Here is an 18,326-nt window from a genome sequence, read left to right on the forward strand (position 1 = left end):
CAATATGTTTTATTTGTTGTTTTTTTAACTAAAATTTTTCAATAATATCTGAGAAAATTCCCTTTCAAAAAGATGTTTCTTATGAGGGATTTCTAATCTTTCTGATGAGAATTTCAACTCATCATACTTCACTATATCAATGTCGATTATTCTATCGGTGTAAACTTTTGAGATTGTAGAGTCAGTAAGTCGTCCCATTTCAATCTCTATTTTTTTCACGTAATCAAGCAGTTGTATTGGCGAGAGGTGAGTGGATATTATTGTTGCAATATTACAAAAAATATTAGAACTGGCAAATTCTACGGGTTCGGATGTTAAATATTCACTTTTTTTTAATATAGAACAGGCCTCGCTTATTTTGTTTAAAGCGGTATCAATATTTTTTTTTTGTTCACCAATGTTACTTCCGAGTAACAAAACGACTGTATGTTGCGACATATAAGAAAAATGATTGTTTATGAAGAGTTTCTTTAAAAATGTATTGGCAAATATAGTGGCTATTGTACTATTATGCTTCGTGTTTTTCTTCTTTTTTATCATAATGATTGCCGTTGGTTCAATGGGTGGAGAAAAATCTGTTTCGGTGAAAAAGAATTCTGTTTTAACTATTAATCTGAATACAACTATTATCGATAGTCCTACAGAAGAACAGCAGAGTATTTTCAATATGAAAAATAAAAACAGCAACATTCTTATTTATGATGCTGTGGAAGCTATTCATAAAGCTAAAGAAGATGATAATATAAAGGGAATAAGTATTGAGGTAGATAATTTTAACGCAGGAACTACACAAATTGATGATTTAAGAAGTGCTATTGAAGATTTCAAAAAGAGCGGAAAATTCGTCTACGCTTACGGGAATTCAGTTTCGCAGGCTTCTTATTATTTAGGTTCTGTTGCTGATCAGTATTATTTAAATCCATCTGGTGGAATTGAATTAAAAGGTTTAGCAACTGAAGTAACTTTCTTTAAAGATTTTGCTGAAAAATATGGAATAGGAATCGAAGTTATCCGTCACGGAAAATTCAAATCTGCTGTTGAGCCGTTTTTAAGAAATGATATTTCTCCTGAAAACCAAGAACAACTGAGTACTTTATTGAATGATATTTGGGGAAATACTTCATCAAAAATGGCAGCTTCAAGAAAAATGAAAGCTGAAGAATTTAAAACTGTTGTGGATAGTTTATACGGAATGATTCCTGATTTAAGCTTAAAATACAAATTGGCAGATAAATTAATTCAAAAAACGGAGTACGACCAAATTATCAGAGCAAAATTGAATCTAAAAGCTAGTGATAAATTAAACAGAGTTTCTCTTCATAAATATATTGATTCGTTTACAGATAAAGAAAAGTCTGGCGACAGGGTTGCTGTTTTATATGCTTCAGGTTCTATTAATAATGGAGATGAATACAACGAAATTTATTCGGAAAAGTATATTAAATATATCAAAGATCTTCAGGAAGATGATAAAGTGAAAGCAGTAGTTTTAAGAATTAATTCTCCGGGTGGAAGTGCGAATGCTTCTGATGAAATTTTATTTGAACTTCAACAGTTGAAAAAGAAGAAACCTCTTGTTGTTTCATTCGGTGACTATGCTGCTTCAGGAGGATATTATATTGCAATGGGAGCAGATAAAATTTATTCTGAACCTAATACTTTAACTGGCTCAATCGGAGTTTTCGGAGTAATGCCTTATTTTAAAGATATTGCCAATAAAAATGGAGTTCGTTCTGATATTGTTGCAACCAATGCCAATTCAGCATATTATTCTTCATTGCACGGTCTTACGCCTTATGGAGTAAATTTAATGACAAGAAGTGTGGAAGGAACTTACAAAAGATTTGTTCATTTTGTAACGCAGAACAGAAAGAAAACTTTCGAACAAATCGATAGTGTTGGTGGAGGTAGAGTTTGGAGCGGTGTTCGCGCAAAAGAAATCGGATTGGTTGATGAACTGGGAACTTTAAATGATGCTGTAAAATTTGCAGCACAAAAAGCAAACTTAAAATCATACAACGTTGCTTCTTATCCTAAGAAAATGACAGCTTTTGAACAGATTTTTGAAGATTTAAATGAAGATGATATTTCTGCAAGAGTGATTAAAAATAAAATTGGTAAAGCCAACTACGAAGTTTTAGAGCAGCTTACCGATGAAAAATTAAAGTCTGAGGTGAAAATGGAAATGCCTTACAAAATCAAGATTAACTAAATTATTATTGTTCATAAAAAATCCCGATTTGAAATTTTCAAATCGGGATTTTTATTTTTTAAACTTTTTTATTTTCTAGTAGCCATTCCGTAAAGCCAAAGTACAAGTAATGCACCTCCGATGGCAAGAAACCAGCTTCTGAAATTCCAGAAAGAATCGACGTCTCCCCAATGAAGAACATAAACTCCGATTAGTCCGCCGATAAAAGCTCCAACAATACCTAAAATGATTGTTATAAGCCAGCCACCGCCTTGTTTTCCAGGCATGATAACTTTAGCAAGTGCTCCTGCTAAAAGGCCAAAAATAATCCATGTAATAAATCCCATAGTTTTTTAATTTTTAATGTTAGTAAATGTGTTTATTTTTAAGAAAATTACCTCTTCTTGAAAAATGAATCTACAAACTCTGTACCATTAAAAAGTTGGAGATCCTGCATCTTCTCTCCAACACCTATATATTTTACCGGAATTTGAAATTGATCTGAAATCCCAATAACAACGCCTCCTTTTGCAGTACCGTCTAATTTTGTTACCGCTAAAGCATTAACTTCCGTTGCTGCTGTAAATTGTTTTGCCTGTTCAAAAGCATTCTGACCTGTAGAACCATCTAGAACCAATAAAATCTCGTGTGGAGCATCAGGAATTACCTTTTGCATCACTCTTTTGATTTTAGAAAGTTCATTCATCAAATTAATCTTATTGTGAAGTCTTCCTGCAGTGTCAATAATCACCACATCTGCATCTTGAGCAACTGCACTTTGTACCGTGTCGAAAGCAACAGAAGCAGGGTCAGAACCCATTTCTTGTTTTACGATTGGTACGCCAACTCTTTCACTCCAAATAACCAATTGGTCTACAGCTGCAGCTCTGAATGTATCTGCTGCACCCAAAACTACCTTTTTGCCTTCAGATTTAAACTGATGAGCTAATTTCCCTATGGTTGTAGTTTTTCCGACGCCGTTTACACCGACAACCATAATTACGTATGGTTTTTTTGAAGTATCAATATTTCCGCTTCCTGAGTGAGGGTTTTCCAAAAGAAGTCCGGAAATTTCATCACGTAGAATTTGGTCTAATTCATTTACACCTACATATTTGTCTCTTGCGACACGTTCCTCAATTCTCTCAATGATTTTGATGGTTGTAGAAGCGCCTACATCGGAAGCAATAAGTATTTCTTCTAAGTTATCCAGAACTTCGTCATCTACTTTGCTTTTGCCGACTACGGCTTTAGTCATTTTTTCAAAGAAACCCTGATTAGATTTTTCCAATCCTTTATCTAAAGTTTCTTTTTCTTCTTTTTTAAAAATATTTTTAAACCAACTCATCTTAGAATTTTGATTTTTATAATCTTACTTTGTCTTGTACACACAAAGATAACAAAAAAACTACCCAAAAAATGAGTAGTTTTTATATTGTAAATAAAGTGACTGATTATTTTTTCAAATAAGCGTCTACTTCGTCTGCATTCATTACTTTTTCTTCGAAAACGTAAGCATCTGATTTAGATGACTTCACCATTTTCACAACTTTAGTCATTTTTTTTGACTGTCCGCTTTGTAGGGTTGCTACTACTTTCTTTGCCATGGTAAATTATATTTATAAATTACTTGATTTCTTTGTGAAGGGTAGATCTCTTAAGAACAGGATTGTATTTTTTCAATTCCAATCTTTCTGTAGTGTTCTTTTTGTTTTTTGTAGAAATGTATCTAGACATTCCCGGCATACCACTTTCTTTGTGCTCTGTACATTCAAGAATTACTTGAACTCTATTTCCTTTTTTTGCCATGATTTAGTTCTTTTTAATCAATCCTTCTCTGATGCCTCTTTCGATAGCTTCTTCGATTCCAATCTTGTTAATGATTCTCAATCCATGAGCTGAAACTTTAAGCGTAACGTGCTTGTCTTGCTCTGGAAGGTAAAATTTCTTTTCCAATAAGTTAATTTCAAAACGACGCTTCGTTTTGTTATTAGCGTGGGAAACGTTGTTACCAACCATTGCACGCTTTCCTGTTATCTGGCAAATTCTTGACATATCTCGATGTTCTTATTTGTATAATATTTGAGGTTGCAAAATAACAAATAATTTTTTAGATAGACAAGTCTTTAAATAAATTTTCTAATAATTATTTATCATTTTTAATGAGTTACAAATTTAAGAACATTGTAAAATGTCTTTTATACTTGAGCAGATGATAAATGTCAGTCTCAATAAAAACCGTTAAAATAATATTTGAGGCTATCTTTGTTTTTAATTAATCTAAATAAAAATAAAATGAAAAGATTATATGTTTTTGCTTTTTTTATTCCGATGTTGTTTCAGTCGCAAACATTTTCCGAAGTTTCTAGCAACATCAAAAATTTCTATTATGGTTCAAGTGACATTGGAGATTTTAATAATGACGGAAAACCGGATGTCGTTTACAACGGGGCAATAGATAACGACGCAGACGGTAATGCCGATATTACATTTAATGAAATTTATTCCAATAATAACGGCGTTTTTTCTGCATATGGAAATTTGGGAATCGATGTTACACATTTGGGAGATATTAAATTTATAGATTATAATAATGATGGTCTGCTCGATATTGTTTCCACAGGTTTGAGCTATAATAATGTTGTTAATTATAAGCATTATCGTTTTCTGAATAATGGAACAGGGTTTGCAAAAGTGGAAGATACTGCAGGGAAAATCTACGGTTCAATTGAAGTTTTTGATTTAAATCACGATGGTAAACAAGACTATGCTATTAATGGTACACAATATGTTGATGGAACTGGTTTTGTCTATGATTTGAGCCTTTATCAAAATACAGTAACTGGCTTTCAATTAAATCAATTATGGCTTCCTGGAACTCAGAATGGTAGTTTTAAAGTGTTAGATTTAAATAATGATAACCTTCTGGATGTTGTCGTCTTTGGTTATGATGAAAATACGAATCCTGTTTTTAAAACTTATTTAAATTCAAATAATGGACTTCAGCTATCTCAAACTCTTCTACCTTTAGCAAGTGGAAAAATGGCTTATGCAGATTTTAACGGAGATGGTTTTTTAGATTTGGTAGCAATTGGTCAGGATGATAATTATGATGAATATCTCGGTGTTTTTATAAACGATGGAACAGGTCAGTTTGCCGAAACCGAAATACCTAATGAAGGCCTTTCGGCTTCAAGTGTTGATGTTGGAGATCTTAATAATGATGGATACTATGATTTTATTGTAATTGGTGATGATGCAAATAATGACGGAGTTGTTAATGTATTTCTATACAATACAACTTCCAGTTCTTTTACAAAAGCAAGCAATACTTCTTTATATAATTTAGGAGGAACAGGAAATGTAAGGCTTTTTGATTATGATGGAAATAATCATTTAGACGTTTTGATGACTGGTTTTGATTGGGCAGATCAGGATTTGAATTCATTTACCAAATTATATCAAAATACTTCCACAGCAGCTAATTTAAAACCAACGGCTCCAGCAAATTTAAATTTAACAAAAACAGGAAATACGTTCAATTTTACATGGAGTGGTGCGACGGACGATAAAACTCCTGTAAATGCTTTACAATATGAAATTAAAGTGGGAACGACTCCGGGAGCGCAAGATGTCGCAAAATATGTGGTGACGACACCTTCTTGGTTTTTAATACTTGATCCATCAATTCAAGATGTGTACTGGAGTGTGAGATCAATTGATGCATCAAAAGTTTATTCTGAGCCGTCTGTTGAACATACATTAAGTGTAGATGGTTTCTCTTCAAAAACGCAACTGTCAATATATCCAAACCCGGCTTCTGAAAAAATTTTCATTAAAGGTGAAACGGCTTCCATAGTGGAAATGTACTCAATGGATGGGAAAAAGCTAAATGTACAGCTCAACAGCGATCAGTCAATAACCGTTTCTGATCTTCCGAAAGGAATGTACATCCTGAAAATTAAGATTAAAGATAATTGGGTTAACAAAAAACTAATGATCAAATAAGTAGTAGTTTGAATTTGATTTTAAACTCTAATTAAACTGAGAAAATCAATTTGCATTGGTTATGGTCGGAAGAGAAATCTTTCGGCTTTTTTTAATTTACAGTTATAGAAATCAATTTACTCTTTAAACAAAATCTTTGTAGAGAATAATTGTGTTTGTAATATTTGAGCTCCGTAGGAGCGAAACTACGAAAAGTAAAAAGCACCCAAAATTTGGGTGCTTTTTATATATATTGAGAAAATATTATGCTAAAATTCTTTTCACAGCTTCTGTCACAGCAGCAGCATCTATTTTATATTTCTTCATTAATTCTGCAGGAGTTGCAGATTCTCCGAAGGTATCATTTACAGCAACAAATTCTTGTCTTGTAGGTCTTCTTCTAGCCAACATTCCGGCAATAGACTCTCCTAAACCTCCTAAATAGTTGTGCTCTTCAGCAGTAACGATTTTACCGGTTTTTTCCACTGATTTTAAAATGATTTCTTCGTCTAAAGGTTTAATTGTATGAATGTTGATTACTTCACAAGAAATACCTTCTTTCTCCAATTCATCTGCAGCAACCAAAGATTCCCAAACAAGGTGACCTGTTGCAACGATTGTTACATCAGTTCCTTCCTGCAAAAGAATTCCTTTTCCGATTTCAAAAGGCATATCTTCAGGAATAAATACAGGTACTACCGGTCTTCCGAATCTTAAATAAACAGGACCTTCAAAGTCAGCAATCGCTAGAGTAGCCGCTTTCGTTTGGTTGTAGTCACAAGTGTTGATAACCGTCATTCCCGGAAGCATTTTCATCATTCCGATGTCTTCCAAAACCTGATGTGTCGCACCGTCTTCACCTAAAGTAAGGCCTGCATGCGAAGCACAGATTTTTACGTTTTTATTTGAGTATGCAATCGACTGACGAATTTGGTCATACACTCTTGAAGTAGAGAAGTTAGCAAAAGTTCCCGTAAAAGGAATTTTTCCTGTGATGCTTAAACCTGCAGCCAATCCCATCATATTTGCTTCAGCAATACCAACTTGATAAAATCTTTCAGGAGCTTTTTCGATGAATTTTTCCATTTTCAAAGAACCGATAAGGTCTGCACAAAGTGCTACAACATTTGGGTTTTTATCAGCCAATTCAGCTAATCCAGCCCCAAATCCTGAACGTGTATCTTTTTTTTCTGTATATGTATATTTCATATGAATTTAATTTTTAAAAAGGAGGTCTATCCGTCACTCCGGGAGATTTAAATTTACTATTTTCTTTTTGCTCTAATTCAATATTTTTCTTAATGTCATTTTCAATATCATATCTAATGACTTGATTTACTTCTGAAATTTTTTTGATTTGAAAAAGTATAGAATCCTGAACTTTCCTATTTTGTATTCCTAGTATCAAGCCTTTTGGGAAATTGATTTCAGAGAAAGGACTGTCAACAATCATATTTAAAAAATCAGTATTGTTTATTTTAGAGCTGGTATCTATGTAAACACGGAAAAAAACTTCATTGTTTTTAAGAACAACATATTCTTTAGCCTTGAATCCATTAATATCTACAATTCCTTTTTTTTCATTGTAAAGCAATTCAAATTTATTTACAACATCATTTATTCCCCAATTGTATTTGTCTGTAGGGCTAAGATTGAATTTTGTCTTGATATTTCCTCTAAAACAGTTGAATTTTTGATTTTGTAAAGAGATTATGTTGCACGGAGATTCTTGAGATTTTTCATAGAGCACAAAGTTGTTGTTATTATTTACATACATTTTTTCACCTGTTGCATACTCAATCTCATATTTTAGAGTGATTGTTTTCTGACCATAAGATATAGTTGAGGCAAAGATTAAAAAAGGAATAAATAATGCTTTCATCACTCTACTAATAATCTGCAGGAGCTTCTAAGTATAATTGTTTGAAAGCCGTATCCAATTGCTCGTCATTTGGAGCTTTTCCGTGCCAAGCGTGAGTTCCCATCATATAATCTACACCATTGCCCATGATAGTATGAAGAATGATTACCACTGGTTTCCCTTTTCCTGTTTCGGTTTTTGCTCTTTCAAGAATTGCGATTACAGCTTCAAGATCGTTACCGTTTTTTTCTTCCAAAACTGTCCATCCGAAAGCTTCTAATTTCGCATGAAGATTTCCTAATGAAAGTACATTTTCTGTGCTTCCGTCAATCTGTTGTCCGTTATAATCGATTGTAGAAATCACATTATCTACTTTTTTAGCTGCAGCATACATCAAAGCTTCCCAAACCTGACCTTCCTGCAATTCTCCGTCACCATGAAGTGTATAAACCAAAGATTGATCTCCGTCTAATTTTTTCCCTTGCGCAACACCTAAAGCAACAGAAAGTCCCTGTCCTAAAGATCCTGAAGCAATTCTAATTCCTTCCAAACCTTCATGAGTTGTAGGGTGACCTTGTAATCTTGAATCAAGCTTTCTGAAAGTTCTTAATTCGTCAACCGGAAAGAAGCCAAATCTAGCTAAAGTAGAATAGAAAACCGGCGAAATGTGACCGTTTGAAAGATAGAAATGATCCTCGTTTTTACCTTCCATCGTGAATGGTAATTTGTAGTTCATTACTTTTCCATAAAGTGCTGTGAAGTACTCTGTACAGCCTAAACTTCCACCTGGATGACCTGAATTTACAGCGTGAACCATTCTTAAAATGTCTCTTCTGATCTGTGTTGTAAGAGATTTCAGCTCTTCAATACTTTTACTCATTCTTTTTGATTTATTTGCACACAAATCTACAATTTTTTGTCGGCTTACGGAAATACAAAAAATCCAAGTATTTTCCCTGGATTTTGTTTGATTAATTTGCTAGAGTTGAAAATCTTAGACAAAGTTTTGAAAGATTTTATTTTAAATTTGATGAGAAATATTTAAACAGATACTTTGGCAGGTAATTTTACTTTTTATAAAAAATGTAAAAATCAGCTTTTGAATTAAAAATCATTACAGAATTATTCTTAATTCCAAAAGTTCCCTCTACACTAATGTAATCGAATTCTTGAGATAAATTTTCACCATTGATTTTTAATATATTGTATTTTTTATCTTTTGAATATACACCAATAGCATTGCTTTGATAAGTCGGACTAGTACATTGAAATTCTGAAGAAATAATTAAGTTTAACTTGTTATTTTCAAATAAGTAGTATTTCCAAACTTTATCTTCAAGTAACATTATATACTTTCCTAAGAACTGAATTTTTTCATGTTTAATTTTCAAAATTTCATTACCATTAGAAAGAAATAATCCGTATTTATCTTTCTTTTTTAAGATGAGTAAATTTTGACTGTTACTATATATTAAAAAATTCTGTGAAATAATTGAATCCATTTCTGATTTGAAAATAGATTTTTGATCTTTTTTATGTACTAATTCATATTTTTTTGACTGTGTTTTGACAATGGAATAATCGGGAGTCATAGGCTCGGCGCAATTGATGAACCCAGACTGTTGTGTACCACTTCTTAAGTTATATATAATTCTTCCATCATCGAAAATTCCGTATTTTTCATAAGAAGATAACTTTATTGGAAAAGGAAATTGTGATTGATAAATAAATTCACCGAGACGATTGATAAGCCCCCAATTGCCGTTGCTTTTAACAATTGCAGATTTTCCTGTAAAGGGATAAGCAACTTCATAACCCATTTCAATTGCTTTATTTCCATTTTTATCATAAAAATAAAAAAGACCATCTTCTGATAAATGATTTTTGTTTGTGTTGCTAACATAAACCGTATCATCTGACATTTTAATAATTTCATTAAGAATATTAAAATCTATTTTATCAGAAAATTGAGCCATTTGATCTTGTGCAGAAACGTTACTTGTAACAACTAATAATGTAATTATTGTGATTAATAATTTTGTTTTATTTAATAACATCTTTAAGTTGTTTAAATGATTAATCATTAAACTACTTTCAAATAATTCTTATTCTTCACCAGCCACAATCCAGTGAAAGTTAGCAATCCGTTCAGAATAATCAGTTCTACGCCAATTCTATAATCGGTATAATTGGTGACCAACATATTAATAATGTAAGTTAATACAGGAGCCAAAAGCGTCACTGCGAGAATGGAATATTTTGTTGATATTTTAAATTTAGTAAAGATTCCGAAAGCGAAAAGTCCAAGGAGTGGTCCATAAGTGTAACCGGCGATTTCCATAATTAAATAAACGATCGACTTATCATTCATTGCTTTGAAAACCATAATTAAAATAAAGAAAACGAGGGTAAACGTCAAATGAACTTTCATTCTCAACCGTTTTTTTTCTTTTTCGGTTTTGTTTTTATCTTCATTTAAATTCAACAAATCTACACAATATGAACTTGTCACTGCGGTTAAAGCTCCGTCTGCAGATGGGAAAAGTGCGGAAATCAAACCAATAATAAAAATCACAGAAATAATCATCGGAAAATGCCCTTGAAGAGACAAAGAAGGGAACAGATCATCTCCCATAACGTTGACAATATTTCCTGTAGCATCTTTAAATCCGAAAACATTTGAAACAACTTCTTTACCTTCAACAAGTGTTGTGATTTGAGAATATCCTGCGCCATTCTGCAACGCAAAAAGATAAAGCAAGCCGCCCAAAAACAAAAATGCAAGATTTACAAAAAGCAAAGTTCCTGCAAAAGTCAGCATGTTTTTCTTTGAATTTTGAAGATTATCAACCGAGATATTTTTCTGCATCATTTCCTGATCCAATCCAGTCATTGCAATGGTAATGAAGATTCCTCCTAAAATGGTTTTCAGGAAAAATGTTTTAGAATTCGGGTCGAAATTAATGAAATGAGTATAATTTTTCTGTTCTAAAATCGTGTAAGCTTCGCCAAATGATAAATTTAAATTAGATAAAATATACACGATACATGCTATCAAACTGATAATCATAAACGAAGTCTGCAAAGTATCTGTAATCACAATGGTTTTTACACCACCTTCAAAAGTATATAAAAGCACCATCAATAAAAGTACTAATGCAGTTACCCAAAACGGAACACCTAAACCTTCAAGCAGGAAAATCTGTAAAACATTAACTACCAAATACAACCTTGCGGTTGCTCCGATCGCTCTTGAAACAATAAAAAACACAGAACCAATTTTGTGTGCTTCCACGTTGAATCTTTTCCCTAAATAGGTATAAATAGAAGTAAGATTCATCTTATAATAGAGCGGAAGAAGGATGGCGGCAACGATAAAATATCCGATAAAAAATCCGATAACCATCATGTAGTATTCGAAACCTCCGAAAATATACTCGCTTCCGGTCATTTTCCCGACCGTTCCCGGAACTGAAATAAAAGTAACGCCACTTAAGCTGGTTCCAATCATTCCGAAGGCAACGAGCCACCATTTACTTTTTTTGTTACCGATAAAAAACGATTGATTATCGGAATTTCGGCTTGTGAAATAAGAAATCACCAATAAACCGATGAAATAAACAAAAACAAATAGCAAAAGGATAGTTCCGGAATTCATGCTTGAAATTAATTTCAGCAAATATAGTTTTTTTTAGGAAGTGGGAGAGAAGTTGAGTTTTTGGATGATGGAAGTTTTGACTATATAATAACTTACAAGAATGGAGATAGGATTTAAAACAAAAAAAATCGTGAAGAAAAAATTTCAAAATTAGTTAAAGTTCTTTCTTCACAAATTTAGCAAATCATATTTTTTTGCCACGAATGCACGAATTTTTGTTTAGTAAAAAATATTAACAATACAATTCGTGTCTATAGTCTGCGAAAATCTATTTTATCTGCGAGAGTTTCTTAGCCTTTATCTTAGCCTACAAAACATCCTTCAAATCATCATTTTTCTGAAAAGTCGCTTTTGCAAACGGACATAAAGGGATGATTTTTTTGCCGTTTTCTCTTGCGAATTCTACCGCTTTGATCAGCATTTCTTTTCCTACACCTTTTCCGTTGTAAGCTTCTTCCACTTCGGTATGATCAATGATGAAGCGGTCTTCACCTGCCCAAGTATAAGTCATTAATCCGGCTTTGTTTCCGTCGATTAAAGCTTCAAAGCTTCCGTGTTTTTCGTCGTTGTTTTGTTTTACTTCTATCATATTTATGAAAATTTGGTTTGAATTTGTATTTCGTTAAGTAATATTTTGTGTACCGGACAAGCATCTGCAATGGCATGAAGTCTTTTCAATTGGTCTTCGCCTAAATCCGTTCCTTCAAAACTAATGTTTCTTTTGAAAACTGCCAATTTTGTTAACGGAAAATTTTCCAATTCTACTTCTACGTCAATCTTTTCGACGTTCCATTCTTTTCTGTCGATGTACATTCTTAGAGTCGCAGCAGTACAGCTTGCCAAAGAAGTTGCGAGAATTTCAAAAGGATTAAAACCTTTATTTTGCCCGCCTTTATCTACAGGCTCGTCGGTGATTAATTGGTTTTCACCTGCGACAACTTCTGTGTAGTATTTTGTGGTGCCTAAACTTGCTTTTACAATTACAGCCATTATTTGTTGATGGTTTTTGGTTGATTGTTTTTAGTTGAAAAATCTTTGATTTTCAAAACTTATGTGTTCTTTTTAGCACAAATGTTTAGCTTAAAAACTCATGTGACTTATGGGTCAAAAAGCTTTTGTGATAAAAATTTGAGTTTAACCTATTTGTTTTTTAAAACTTTCAATTTTATCATTCAAATCTTTTAGCATTTCGGGGTTGATAACGCCGCTTTCTAAATCAAAATTTTCGTAAAATTTAGACAATGAAAAAGTTTCTTTTACATCTGCCGCGAACTGTGGGAAGAATGTTTTTGCTGTATTCATCACATTTCCGCCACCGTAACCTCCGGGAGAAGTTGACATTAGAAACATTGGTTTATTTTGAAAAACTTTTACATTAATTCTAGAAGCCCAATCGAAAACATTTTTAAAAGCAGCTGAATAAGAACGGTTGTGCTCTGCCAAAGAACAAATAATGACATCACATTCTTCAATCTGCTTCAAAAAATTATGTGCTTCATCAGGAAAGCCCTTCTTTTCTCTGTCAACCGAGAAAACGGGCATGTCAAAATCATTTAAATCAATTAAATTAATTTCATCCTCCTGAAAACTCTTCAGAACAAATTTTACCAGTTCTCTGTTAATAGATGTGGAAGATGTGCTTCCTGCGAATGCTAATATTTTCATTTTTGATTTTTTTAATACTTAAATTATTTTTTCACTGAATCTTCCTTCACTTTTTCCAGATAATCATTTTCCAAATCTTTTAGTTTTTTGAAATAATTTTCTTTATCCATAAATAATTTAGGATCGTAAGAAGCTCCTGGATTTCTCTTCTTATGAAGATCAAACTGACTTGCGTGAGAAGCAACCCAAAGATCAAAATTCAGCTTTTTCATTGCTGAAAAAGTATAGGCATAATCTTTTCGGATGCTTTGATAGGTTTTTACTTCAGAAAATTTTCCGTCAATAATTATTGAAGGCAAATTGGCAATCAGAACCTTATATTTTTTGTTTCCTTCAGTAGTTTCAAATATAAAACTGCATGATCCTTTTGTATGACCTGGATGATGAAGCAGCGTTAAAACGGTATTTCCAAGTTTTATTTTATCGTTATTTTTCAAAAGAAAATCAGGTTTTACAGGCTCAAAAGTGATTCCGTATTTTCCCAATTCGTAATCAGATTTCCCTCCGCTTTCTAATTCTGAGACATCTTTTTCGTCAACATATAATTTTGCTCCGGTTTCTCTTTTAATTTCAGCCATTGCTCCCATATGATCAAAATGAGCTTGTGTTAAAGATAAAATCTTGATGTCGTTATAATTAAAACCTAACTTCTTGATATTATTTTTAATAATCGGAAGAGAGTTTTGCAGACCAGTATTAATCAAAATATTTCCTTTATCGGTAAGAATTAAATAAGAAGCTAAATCGTAAGTTCCTACATAATAAAGATTTCCGACGATTTTAAAAGGTTCGTAATTTTGAGACCATTCTACAGGATTATTTTTAGGCTCAGTAACAGTTTGAGCATTACTTAAAAAAGTTGTAGTGATTAATAATAGAAAAAAAATTCTTTTCATAGAAATGGGTTTAAATATCGAAAAAGTAAGCTTAAAAATTTATTTTCTGTTCAAAATCGCTTTAGGAAGCGGAACATATTCTTTTTCATCTCCCGGAACCAGAGGAAAAGCTTCGTGATTCTGCTCATTCCAGTCAACTTTTGCTTTGTCGATTAATTCTTTGTCTGAATTTACAAAATTCCAGAAAATGAAACGTTCTTCATCGAAAGGCTCGCCTCCGAAAAGATAAACTGTACCGTTTTCGCTCATCTCAAATTCACAGAGTTCGGTATTTTTTGCAATCATTAATTGTTTTGAACCATAAGAATTTCCATCTGTAGAAACGGTTCCGTCTAAAACATACATTGCTGCTTCACCATAAAGGTCTTTCCCGATGCTGATTTTTTTTGCTTCTTTTGTTTTAATTTCAATAAAAAACAATTTGCTGTGAACTGGAACTGCAGATTTTCTTCCAAATGCTTCACCTGCAATTAATTTATACTGAATTCCGTCTTCTTCCCACACCGGAATCTGGTCTGCTTCGATGTGATGAAAAGTAGGTTCTGTTTGCTCCAAATGTTTTGGAAGTCCTACCCAAATTTGAAATCCGTGAAGTTTTTTATCAGTTGTTCTCAGATATTTCGGAGTTCTTTCAGAATGTACCACACCTTTTCCTGCCGTCATCCAATTTACAGCTCCAGGTTTGATTTCAAGTGCACTTCCGATGCTGTCACGATGAAAAATCGATCCTTCCAAAAGATAAGTCAGCGTAGAGAGACCAATGTGAGGATGCGGCGGAACATCAAGATTCTGATAATCTTTCAATTCTGAAGGTCCCATATGATCAATAAAAACGAAAGGACCAACTGCTCTTTTTTCACGGAAAGGCAATAATCTTCCCACCAAAAAATTCCCAATATCTGCAGATTTTTCTTCTATGATAAGTCCGATATTTGACATAATGATTGTGATTTTAGTTTTTAAATTTAATTAAAGTTTTATAAGTAAACATAGTTTTTTACCACGAAAGTGACAAAAGATATTTCTAAATTAAAGTTTAAATGATAAGAAATAATAATGCACCATATTTTAACTGAAACTAATGTGACTCATACGTTAGAAAAACAAAATTAAAGTTTGTCGTAAGCTTCAAATCTTTCATCTACAATGCGCTTCCAATCTGTATTTTTTTTAATAAATGCAAAAACGTATGGACAAAATGGAAGAAGTTTTTTGCCGCTTTCTTCAATGTACATTAATGTTTTTTCAACAACCGCTGCAGCTGCTCCGGTTCCTGCCAATTCCGGTTCGGCTTCTGTATGGATTAAAGCAATTTGCTGGCTTGTTTCTTTATAATCGATAAATGCAAAATGACCGTTAAATTCTATTTCAAATCTCTTTTTATCTTCATTTTTTACTAATGGAATGTTTTCAAATTCTGATTTCATGATGTTTAATTTTATATGATTAAATTATGGTTGGTAAGTATTGTACATACATTTTGTCATCCTGAAAGGATCTCGACTAAAAAATAAACTTAGATTCCTGCGGAATGACAAACTGTATGTTTAAATTATGTTTTAAGTTTGTATTTAAAATTCAAATTAATCTTCCAAATACCCAAATTTCCCTGTATTGAAATCTTCAAAAGCCTGCATGATTTCTTCTCTTGAATTCATTACAAAAGGACCGTGTGGAAAAATAGGTTCATTTAAAGGTTCTCCGCTAAGAATCAAAATTACGGAATCTTCGGTTGCTTCAATTGTGAAATTTTCTCCTTTGTTTTCAAACAAAACAAAATGATTGGTCGAAACTTTTTCTTCTCCATTTACCAAAATATTTCCTTCAATGACCAAAGCACCTGTATTAAAATTCACAGGAAAATTAAATTCTGCTTTTCCGCCAGATTTTAATTTGGCATTCATCAGATTAACCGGACTGAAAGTCGATGCAGAACCTTTTACACCTTGATATTCTCCGGCAATGATTTCTACAAATCCGTTTTCAGCTAAATCAACTTTCTGGATTTCCGAATTTTTTAACGCCTGATATTTTGGAGAACTCATCTTATCTTTTGCCGGAAGATTTACCCAAAGTTGAACCATCTGGAAAATTCCGCCCTGTTTTGACCATTCTTTTTCGTGATATTCTTTGTGAAGAATTCCTTTTGCAGCTGTCATCCATTGTACATCACCCTCACCAATAATTCCACCGCCTCCTGCACTGTCGTGATGCTCAACTTTTCCCTGATAAGCAATCGTCACTGTTTCAAAACCTCTGTGCGGATGAACACCAACTCCTCGTGGAATTTCTGAACCGTTGAAATGAAATTTAGAATTATAATCGAACATAATAAAAGGATCCATTCTCTTCATACTTAAATGCGAAGAGCCCGGAATAAAATTATGCACCCTAAAACCGTCTCCCACAAAATGTGCAGGTTTTGGCGGAACTATGATTTCTACTTTTTTAGTTGTCATAATATTGTTTGTTTTAATTTTTAACAAATTTAGGACAGCTGGTTTTCTCTCACATTGATGTGTGGTAATTTAGGTTGGAGAGTTTTTGGGTCGGAGAATTTTAGAGTTTTAGTCTTTGCGTAATTATTACAAAGTTTATTAAAGTATTTTAAATAATATTATTCTTTTGAATTCATATTTCTGCCATCCGAAACGTGAAGTCTTCTGAAAACTAGTGATGAAATAATAGTTAAAACTCCAACTGTGAGGAAAGTGTAGCGAAAAGCATTGTGAGTTTCATGTCTGATAAGATCAGAATTGTTTTCGTAAATTTTTAAAACAATCAAGCCAAATGCAATCCCAAAACCTATTGCAAGTTGTTGATTAACTGATAAAAGGGAATTTCCACTGCTGGTTTGAAAGTTTCGTAAATCTGCAATCGAAATTGTATTCATCGAGGTAAACTGAATTGAATTGAAAAATCCTAAGATTGCAATCACAGGAATAAACCAAAAAATTGAAGTGTGAATGTCGGGAATAGCCAAACAACAAATCAAAGTTCCAATCACAATGGTGTTGAGCATTAAAGTTCGTTTGTAACCGTATTTATTGAGAATTTTTATAACATATGATTTCCCAAACATCGCCGTCAAAGCCATTGGAGCAATAATCCACCCTGAAATCACCGCAGATTGACCATAAGCAATTTGTATCATCAAAGGAAGTAACAAAGGAACGGAGCTGATTCCTAATCTTGTGGCAAGATTTCCTACAATTCCTACTCTAAAAGTTCTTACCTGAAATAAGCTTAAAGGAAAAATTGGGTTTCCGCCTCTTTTAGCATGATGATAATAGTAATAGAGGAATAAAAAACCCAGAATAAAAACTACTAAAACCGGCGTAATATTCTGCATATCTCCAAAAAGCTCGAGCGAAACCGAAAGTAGGAGAGAAGCTGCCGCAAAAATTAAAAAACCTTTTAAATCAAAATCGGTATCTCTTGAATTGTAATTTGGCATAAATTTCAAGCCCAAAACAATTCCTAAAATTCCAATCGGAATATTTATGAGAAAAATCCAGTGCCACGAAAGATAATCAACCATATATCCGCCAACTAAAGGACCTAGAACAGGACCAATCAACGCAGGAATAATCGCAAAATTCATTGCTTTTAATAATTCGTTTCTGTCGAAAGTTTTAATTAAAGCTAATTTTCCGACTGGTGTCATCAGACTTCCGCCAACTCCCTGAATGACTCTTGAAATAACCAAATGTGTCAGATTCTGAGAAATCGCACAAAACAAAGACCCCAAACTGAACAAAACCAAAGAAAAAACAAAAACTCTTCTCGTTCCGAATCGATCCGCCAAAAATCCACTTGCAGGCATGAAAACAGCTAAAGTTAAAACATAACTGATGATTGCATTCTGCATATTCAATGGAGATTCGTTTAAATCTTTTGCAATTGAGGGCAAAGAAGTATTGAGAATCGTAGAATCGAGCATCTGCATGAAAATTGCTGTCGCAAGAATCAACGGCAGAACTTTTTTTACGGTTTGGCGAGGAGAAGTTGTTGTGGGCATTTGTTTAGATGGCTCTATTTGCCAAAACAATTTACAAAAATTAGTCC

The 18,326-nt window shown here is 33.0% G+C and carries 21 protein-coding genes; 2 read left to right on the forward strand and 19 right to left on the reverse strand.

Features of this window, described 5'->3' with window-relative positions; genetic code table 11:
- Window positions 1-24 precede the first annotated feature (24 nt).
- A complete protein-coding gene (gene folK / locus OEA66_RS10420) occupies window positions 25-438 on the reverse strand; it encodes a 2-amino-4-hydroxy-6-hydroxymethyldihydropteridine diphosphokinase (RefSeq protein ID WP_267281314.1) in 414 nt (137 codons plus the stop codon).
- Window positions 439-457: 19 nt separating this feature from the next.
- Here folK and sppA point away from each other — a divergent pair, with 19 nt between their 5' ends.
- A complete protein-coding gene (gene sppA, locus OEA66_RS10425; RefSeq protein ID WP_267281315.1) occupies window positions 458-2,212 on the forward strand; it encodes a signal peptide peptidase SppA in 1,755 nt (584 codons plus the stop codon).
- Between the two features lie 68 nt (window positions 2,213-2,280).
- Here the strand turns inward: sppA and OEA66_RS10430 are convergent, their stop codons facing one another.
- The 5 genes from OEA66_RS10430 to rpmB form a co-directional block, all read right to left on the reverse strand.
- A complete protein-coding gene (locus OEA66_RS10430) occupies window positions 2,281-2,538 on the reverse strand; it encodes a GlsB/YeaQ/YmgE family stress response membrane protein (protein WP_267281316.1) in 258 nt (85 codons plus the stop codon).
- A 47-nt stretch (window positions 2,539-2,585) separates the two neighbouring features.
- The gene (gene ftsY, locus OEA66_RS10435; RefSeq protein ID WP_267267273.1) at window positions 2,586-3,539 is read right to left on the reverse strand and encodes a signal recognition particle-docking protein FtsY; all 954 of its coding nucleotides are present in this window, start codon (window positions 3,537-3,539) and stop codon (window positions 2,586-2,588) included.
- Window positions 3,540-3,645: 106 nt separating this feature from the next.
- A complete protein-coding gene (locus OEA66_RS10440; protein WP_066755245.1) occupies window positions 3,646-3,798 on the reverse strand; it encodes a DUF4295 family protein in 153 nt (50 codons plus the stop codon).
- A 19-nt stretch (window positions 3,799-3,817) separates the two neighbouring features.
- Complete coding sequence (rpmG, locus tag OEA66_RS10445; protein WP_027373683.1) at window positions 3,818-4,000, reverse strand: 50S ribosomal protein L33; 183 nt, start codon at window positions 3,998-4,000, stop codon at window positions 3,818-3,820.
- A 3-nt stretch (window positions 4,001-4,003) separates the two neighbouring features.
- On the reverse strand, window positions 4,004-4,246 hold the full coding sequence (rpmB, locus tag OEA66_RS10450; protein ID WP_034760742.1) for a 50S ribosomal protein L28: 243 nt from the start codon (window positions 4,244-4,246) through the stop codon (window positions 4,004-4,006).
- A 240-nt stretch (window positions 4,247-4,486) separates the two neighbouring features.
- On the opposite strand from rpmB, the gene OEA66_RS10455 reads away from it, so the two are divergent.
- A complete protein-coding gene (locus OEA66_RS10455; protein WP_267281317.1) occupies window positions 4,487-6,199 on the forward strand; it encodes a T9SS type A sorting domain-containing protein in 1,713 nt (570 codons plus the stop codon).
- Window positions 6,200-6,442: 243 nt separating this feature from the next.
- Here OEA66_RS10455 and OEA66_RS10460 read toward each other — a convergent pair whose 3' ends face one another.
- The 13 genes from OEA66_RS10460 to OEA66_RS10520 all read right to left on the reverse strand — a co-directional run bounded on the left by OEA66_RS10460 (window position 6,443) and on the right by OEA66_RS10520 (window position 18,279).
- On the reverse strand, window positions 6,443-7,387 hold the full coding sequence (locus OEA66_RS10460; RefSeq protein ID WP_267281318.1) for a transketolase family protein: 945 nt from the start codon (window positions 7,385-7,387) through the stop codon (window positions 6,443-6,445).
- A gap of 13 nt (window positions 7,388-7,400) precedes the next feature.
- Window positions 7,401-8,060, reverse strand: a complete 660-nt coding sequence (locus OEA66_RS10465; RefSeq protein ID WP_267281319.1) for a hypothetical protein — start codon at window positions 8,058-8,060, stop codon at window positions 7,401-7,403.
- 7 nt (window positions 8,061-8,067) lie between these two features.
- Window positions 8,068-8,919, reverse strand: a complete 852-nt coding sequence (locus OEA66_RS10470) for a transketolase (protein WP_267281320.1) — start codon at window positions 8,917-8,919, stop codon at window positions 8,068-8,070.
- Window positions 8,920-9,106: 187 nt separating this feature from the next.
- Window positions 9,107-10,123: a WG repeat-containing protein gene (locus OEA66_RS10475; protein WP_267281321.1), complete on the reverse strand. Its 1,017-nt coding sequence runs from the start codon at window positions 10,121-10,123 to the stop codon at window positions 9,107-9,109.
- Complete coding sequence (locus OEA66_RS10480; protein WP_267281549.1) at window positions 10,123-11,697, reverse strand: sodium:solute symporter; 1,575 nt, start codon at window positions 11,695-11,697, stop codon at window positions 10,123-10,125. Before OEA66_RS10480 ends, OEA66_RS10475 begins: the two co-directional genes overlap by 1 nt.
- A gap of 307 nt (window positions 11,698-12,004) precedes the next feature.
- Window positions 12,005-12,286 carry a GNAT family N-acetyltransferase gene (locus OEA66_RS10485; RefSeq protein ID WP_267281322.1) on the reverse strand — a complete coding sequence of 94 codons (282 nt, stop codon included), beginning with the start codon at window positions 12,284-12,286 and terminating at the stop codon, window positions 12,005-12,007.
- A 2-nt stretch (window positions 12,287-12,288) separates the two neighbouring features.
- Window positions 12,289-12,687, reverse strand: a complete 399-nt coding sequence (locus OEA66_RS10490; protein WP_267281323.1) for an OsmC family protein — start codon at window positions 12,685-12,687, stop codon at window positions 12,289-12,291.
- 144 nt (window positions 12,688-12,831) lie between these two features.
- Window positions 12,832-13,362, reverse strand: a complete 531-nt coding sequence (locus tag OEA66_RS10495; RefSeq protein ID WP_267281324.1) for an NADPH-dependent FMN reductase — start codon at window positions 13,360-13,362, stop codon at window positions 12,832-12,834.
- Between the two features lie 23 nt (window positions 13,363-13,385).
- A complete protein-coding gene (gene bla, locus OEA66_RS10500) occupies window positions 13,386-14,258 on the reverse strand; it encodes a subclass B3 metallo-beta-lactamase (protein ID WP_267281325.1) in 873 nt (290 codons plus the stop codon).
- Window positions 14,259-14,297: 39 nt separating this feature from the next.
- Window positions 14,298-15,197 (reverse strand): pirin family protein, encoded by a 900-nt coding sequence (locus tag OEA66_RS10505; RefSeq protein ID WP_267281326.1) that lies wholly within the window; start codon window positions 15,195-15,197, stop codon window positions 14,298-14,300.
- A 170-nt stretch (window positions 15,198-15,367) separates the two neighbouring features.
- The gene (locus OEA66_RS10510; RefSeq protein ID WP_267281327.1) at window positions 15,368-15,685 is read right to left on the reverse strand and encodes a GNAT family N-acetyltransferase; all 318 of its coding nucleotides are present in this window, start codon (window positions 15,683-15,685) and stop codon (window positions 15,368-15,370) included.
- Window positions 15,686-15,841: 156 nt separating this feature from the next.
- Complete coding sequence (locus OEA66_RS10515) at window positions 15,842-16,717, reverse strand: pirin family protein (protein WP_267281328.1); 876 nt, start codon at window positions 16,715-16,717, stop codon at window positions 15,842-15,844.
- 158 nt (window positions 16,718-16,875) lie between these two features.
- Window positions 16,876-18,279, reverse strand: a complete 1,404-nt coding sequence (locus tag OEA66_RS10520; protein WP_267281329.1) for an MFS transporter — start codon at window positions 18,277-18,279, stop codon at window positions 16,876-16,878.
- Window positions 18,280-18,326: the final 47 nt, after the last annotated feature.

Source organism: Chryseobacterium luquanense (assembly GCF_026460945.1).
Taxonomy (GTDB): Bacteria; Bacteroidota; Bacteroidia; order Flavobacteriales; family Weeksellaceae; genus Chryseobacterium; species Chryseobacterium luquanense.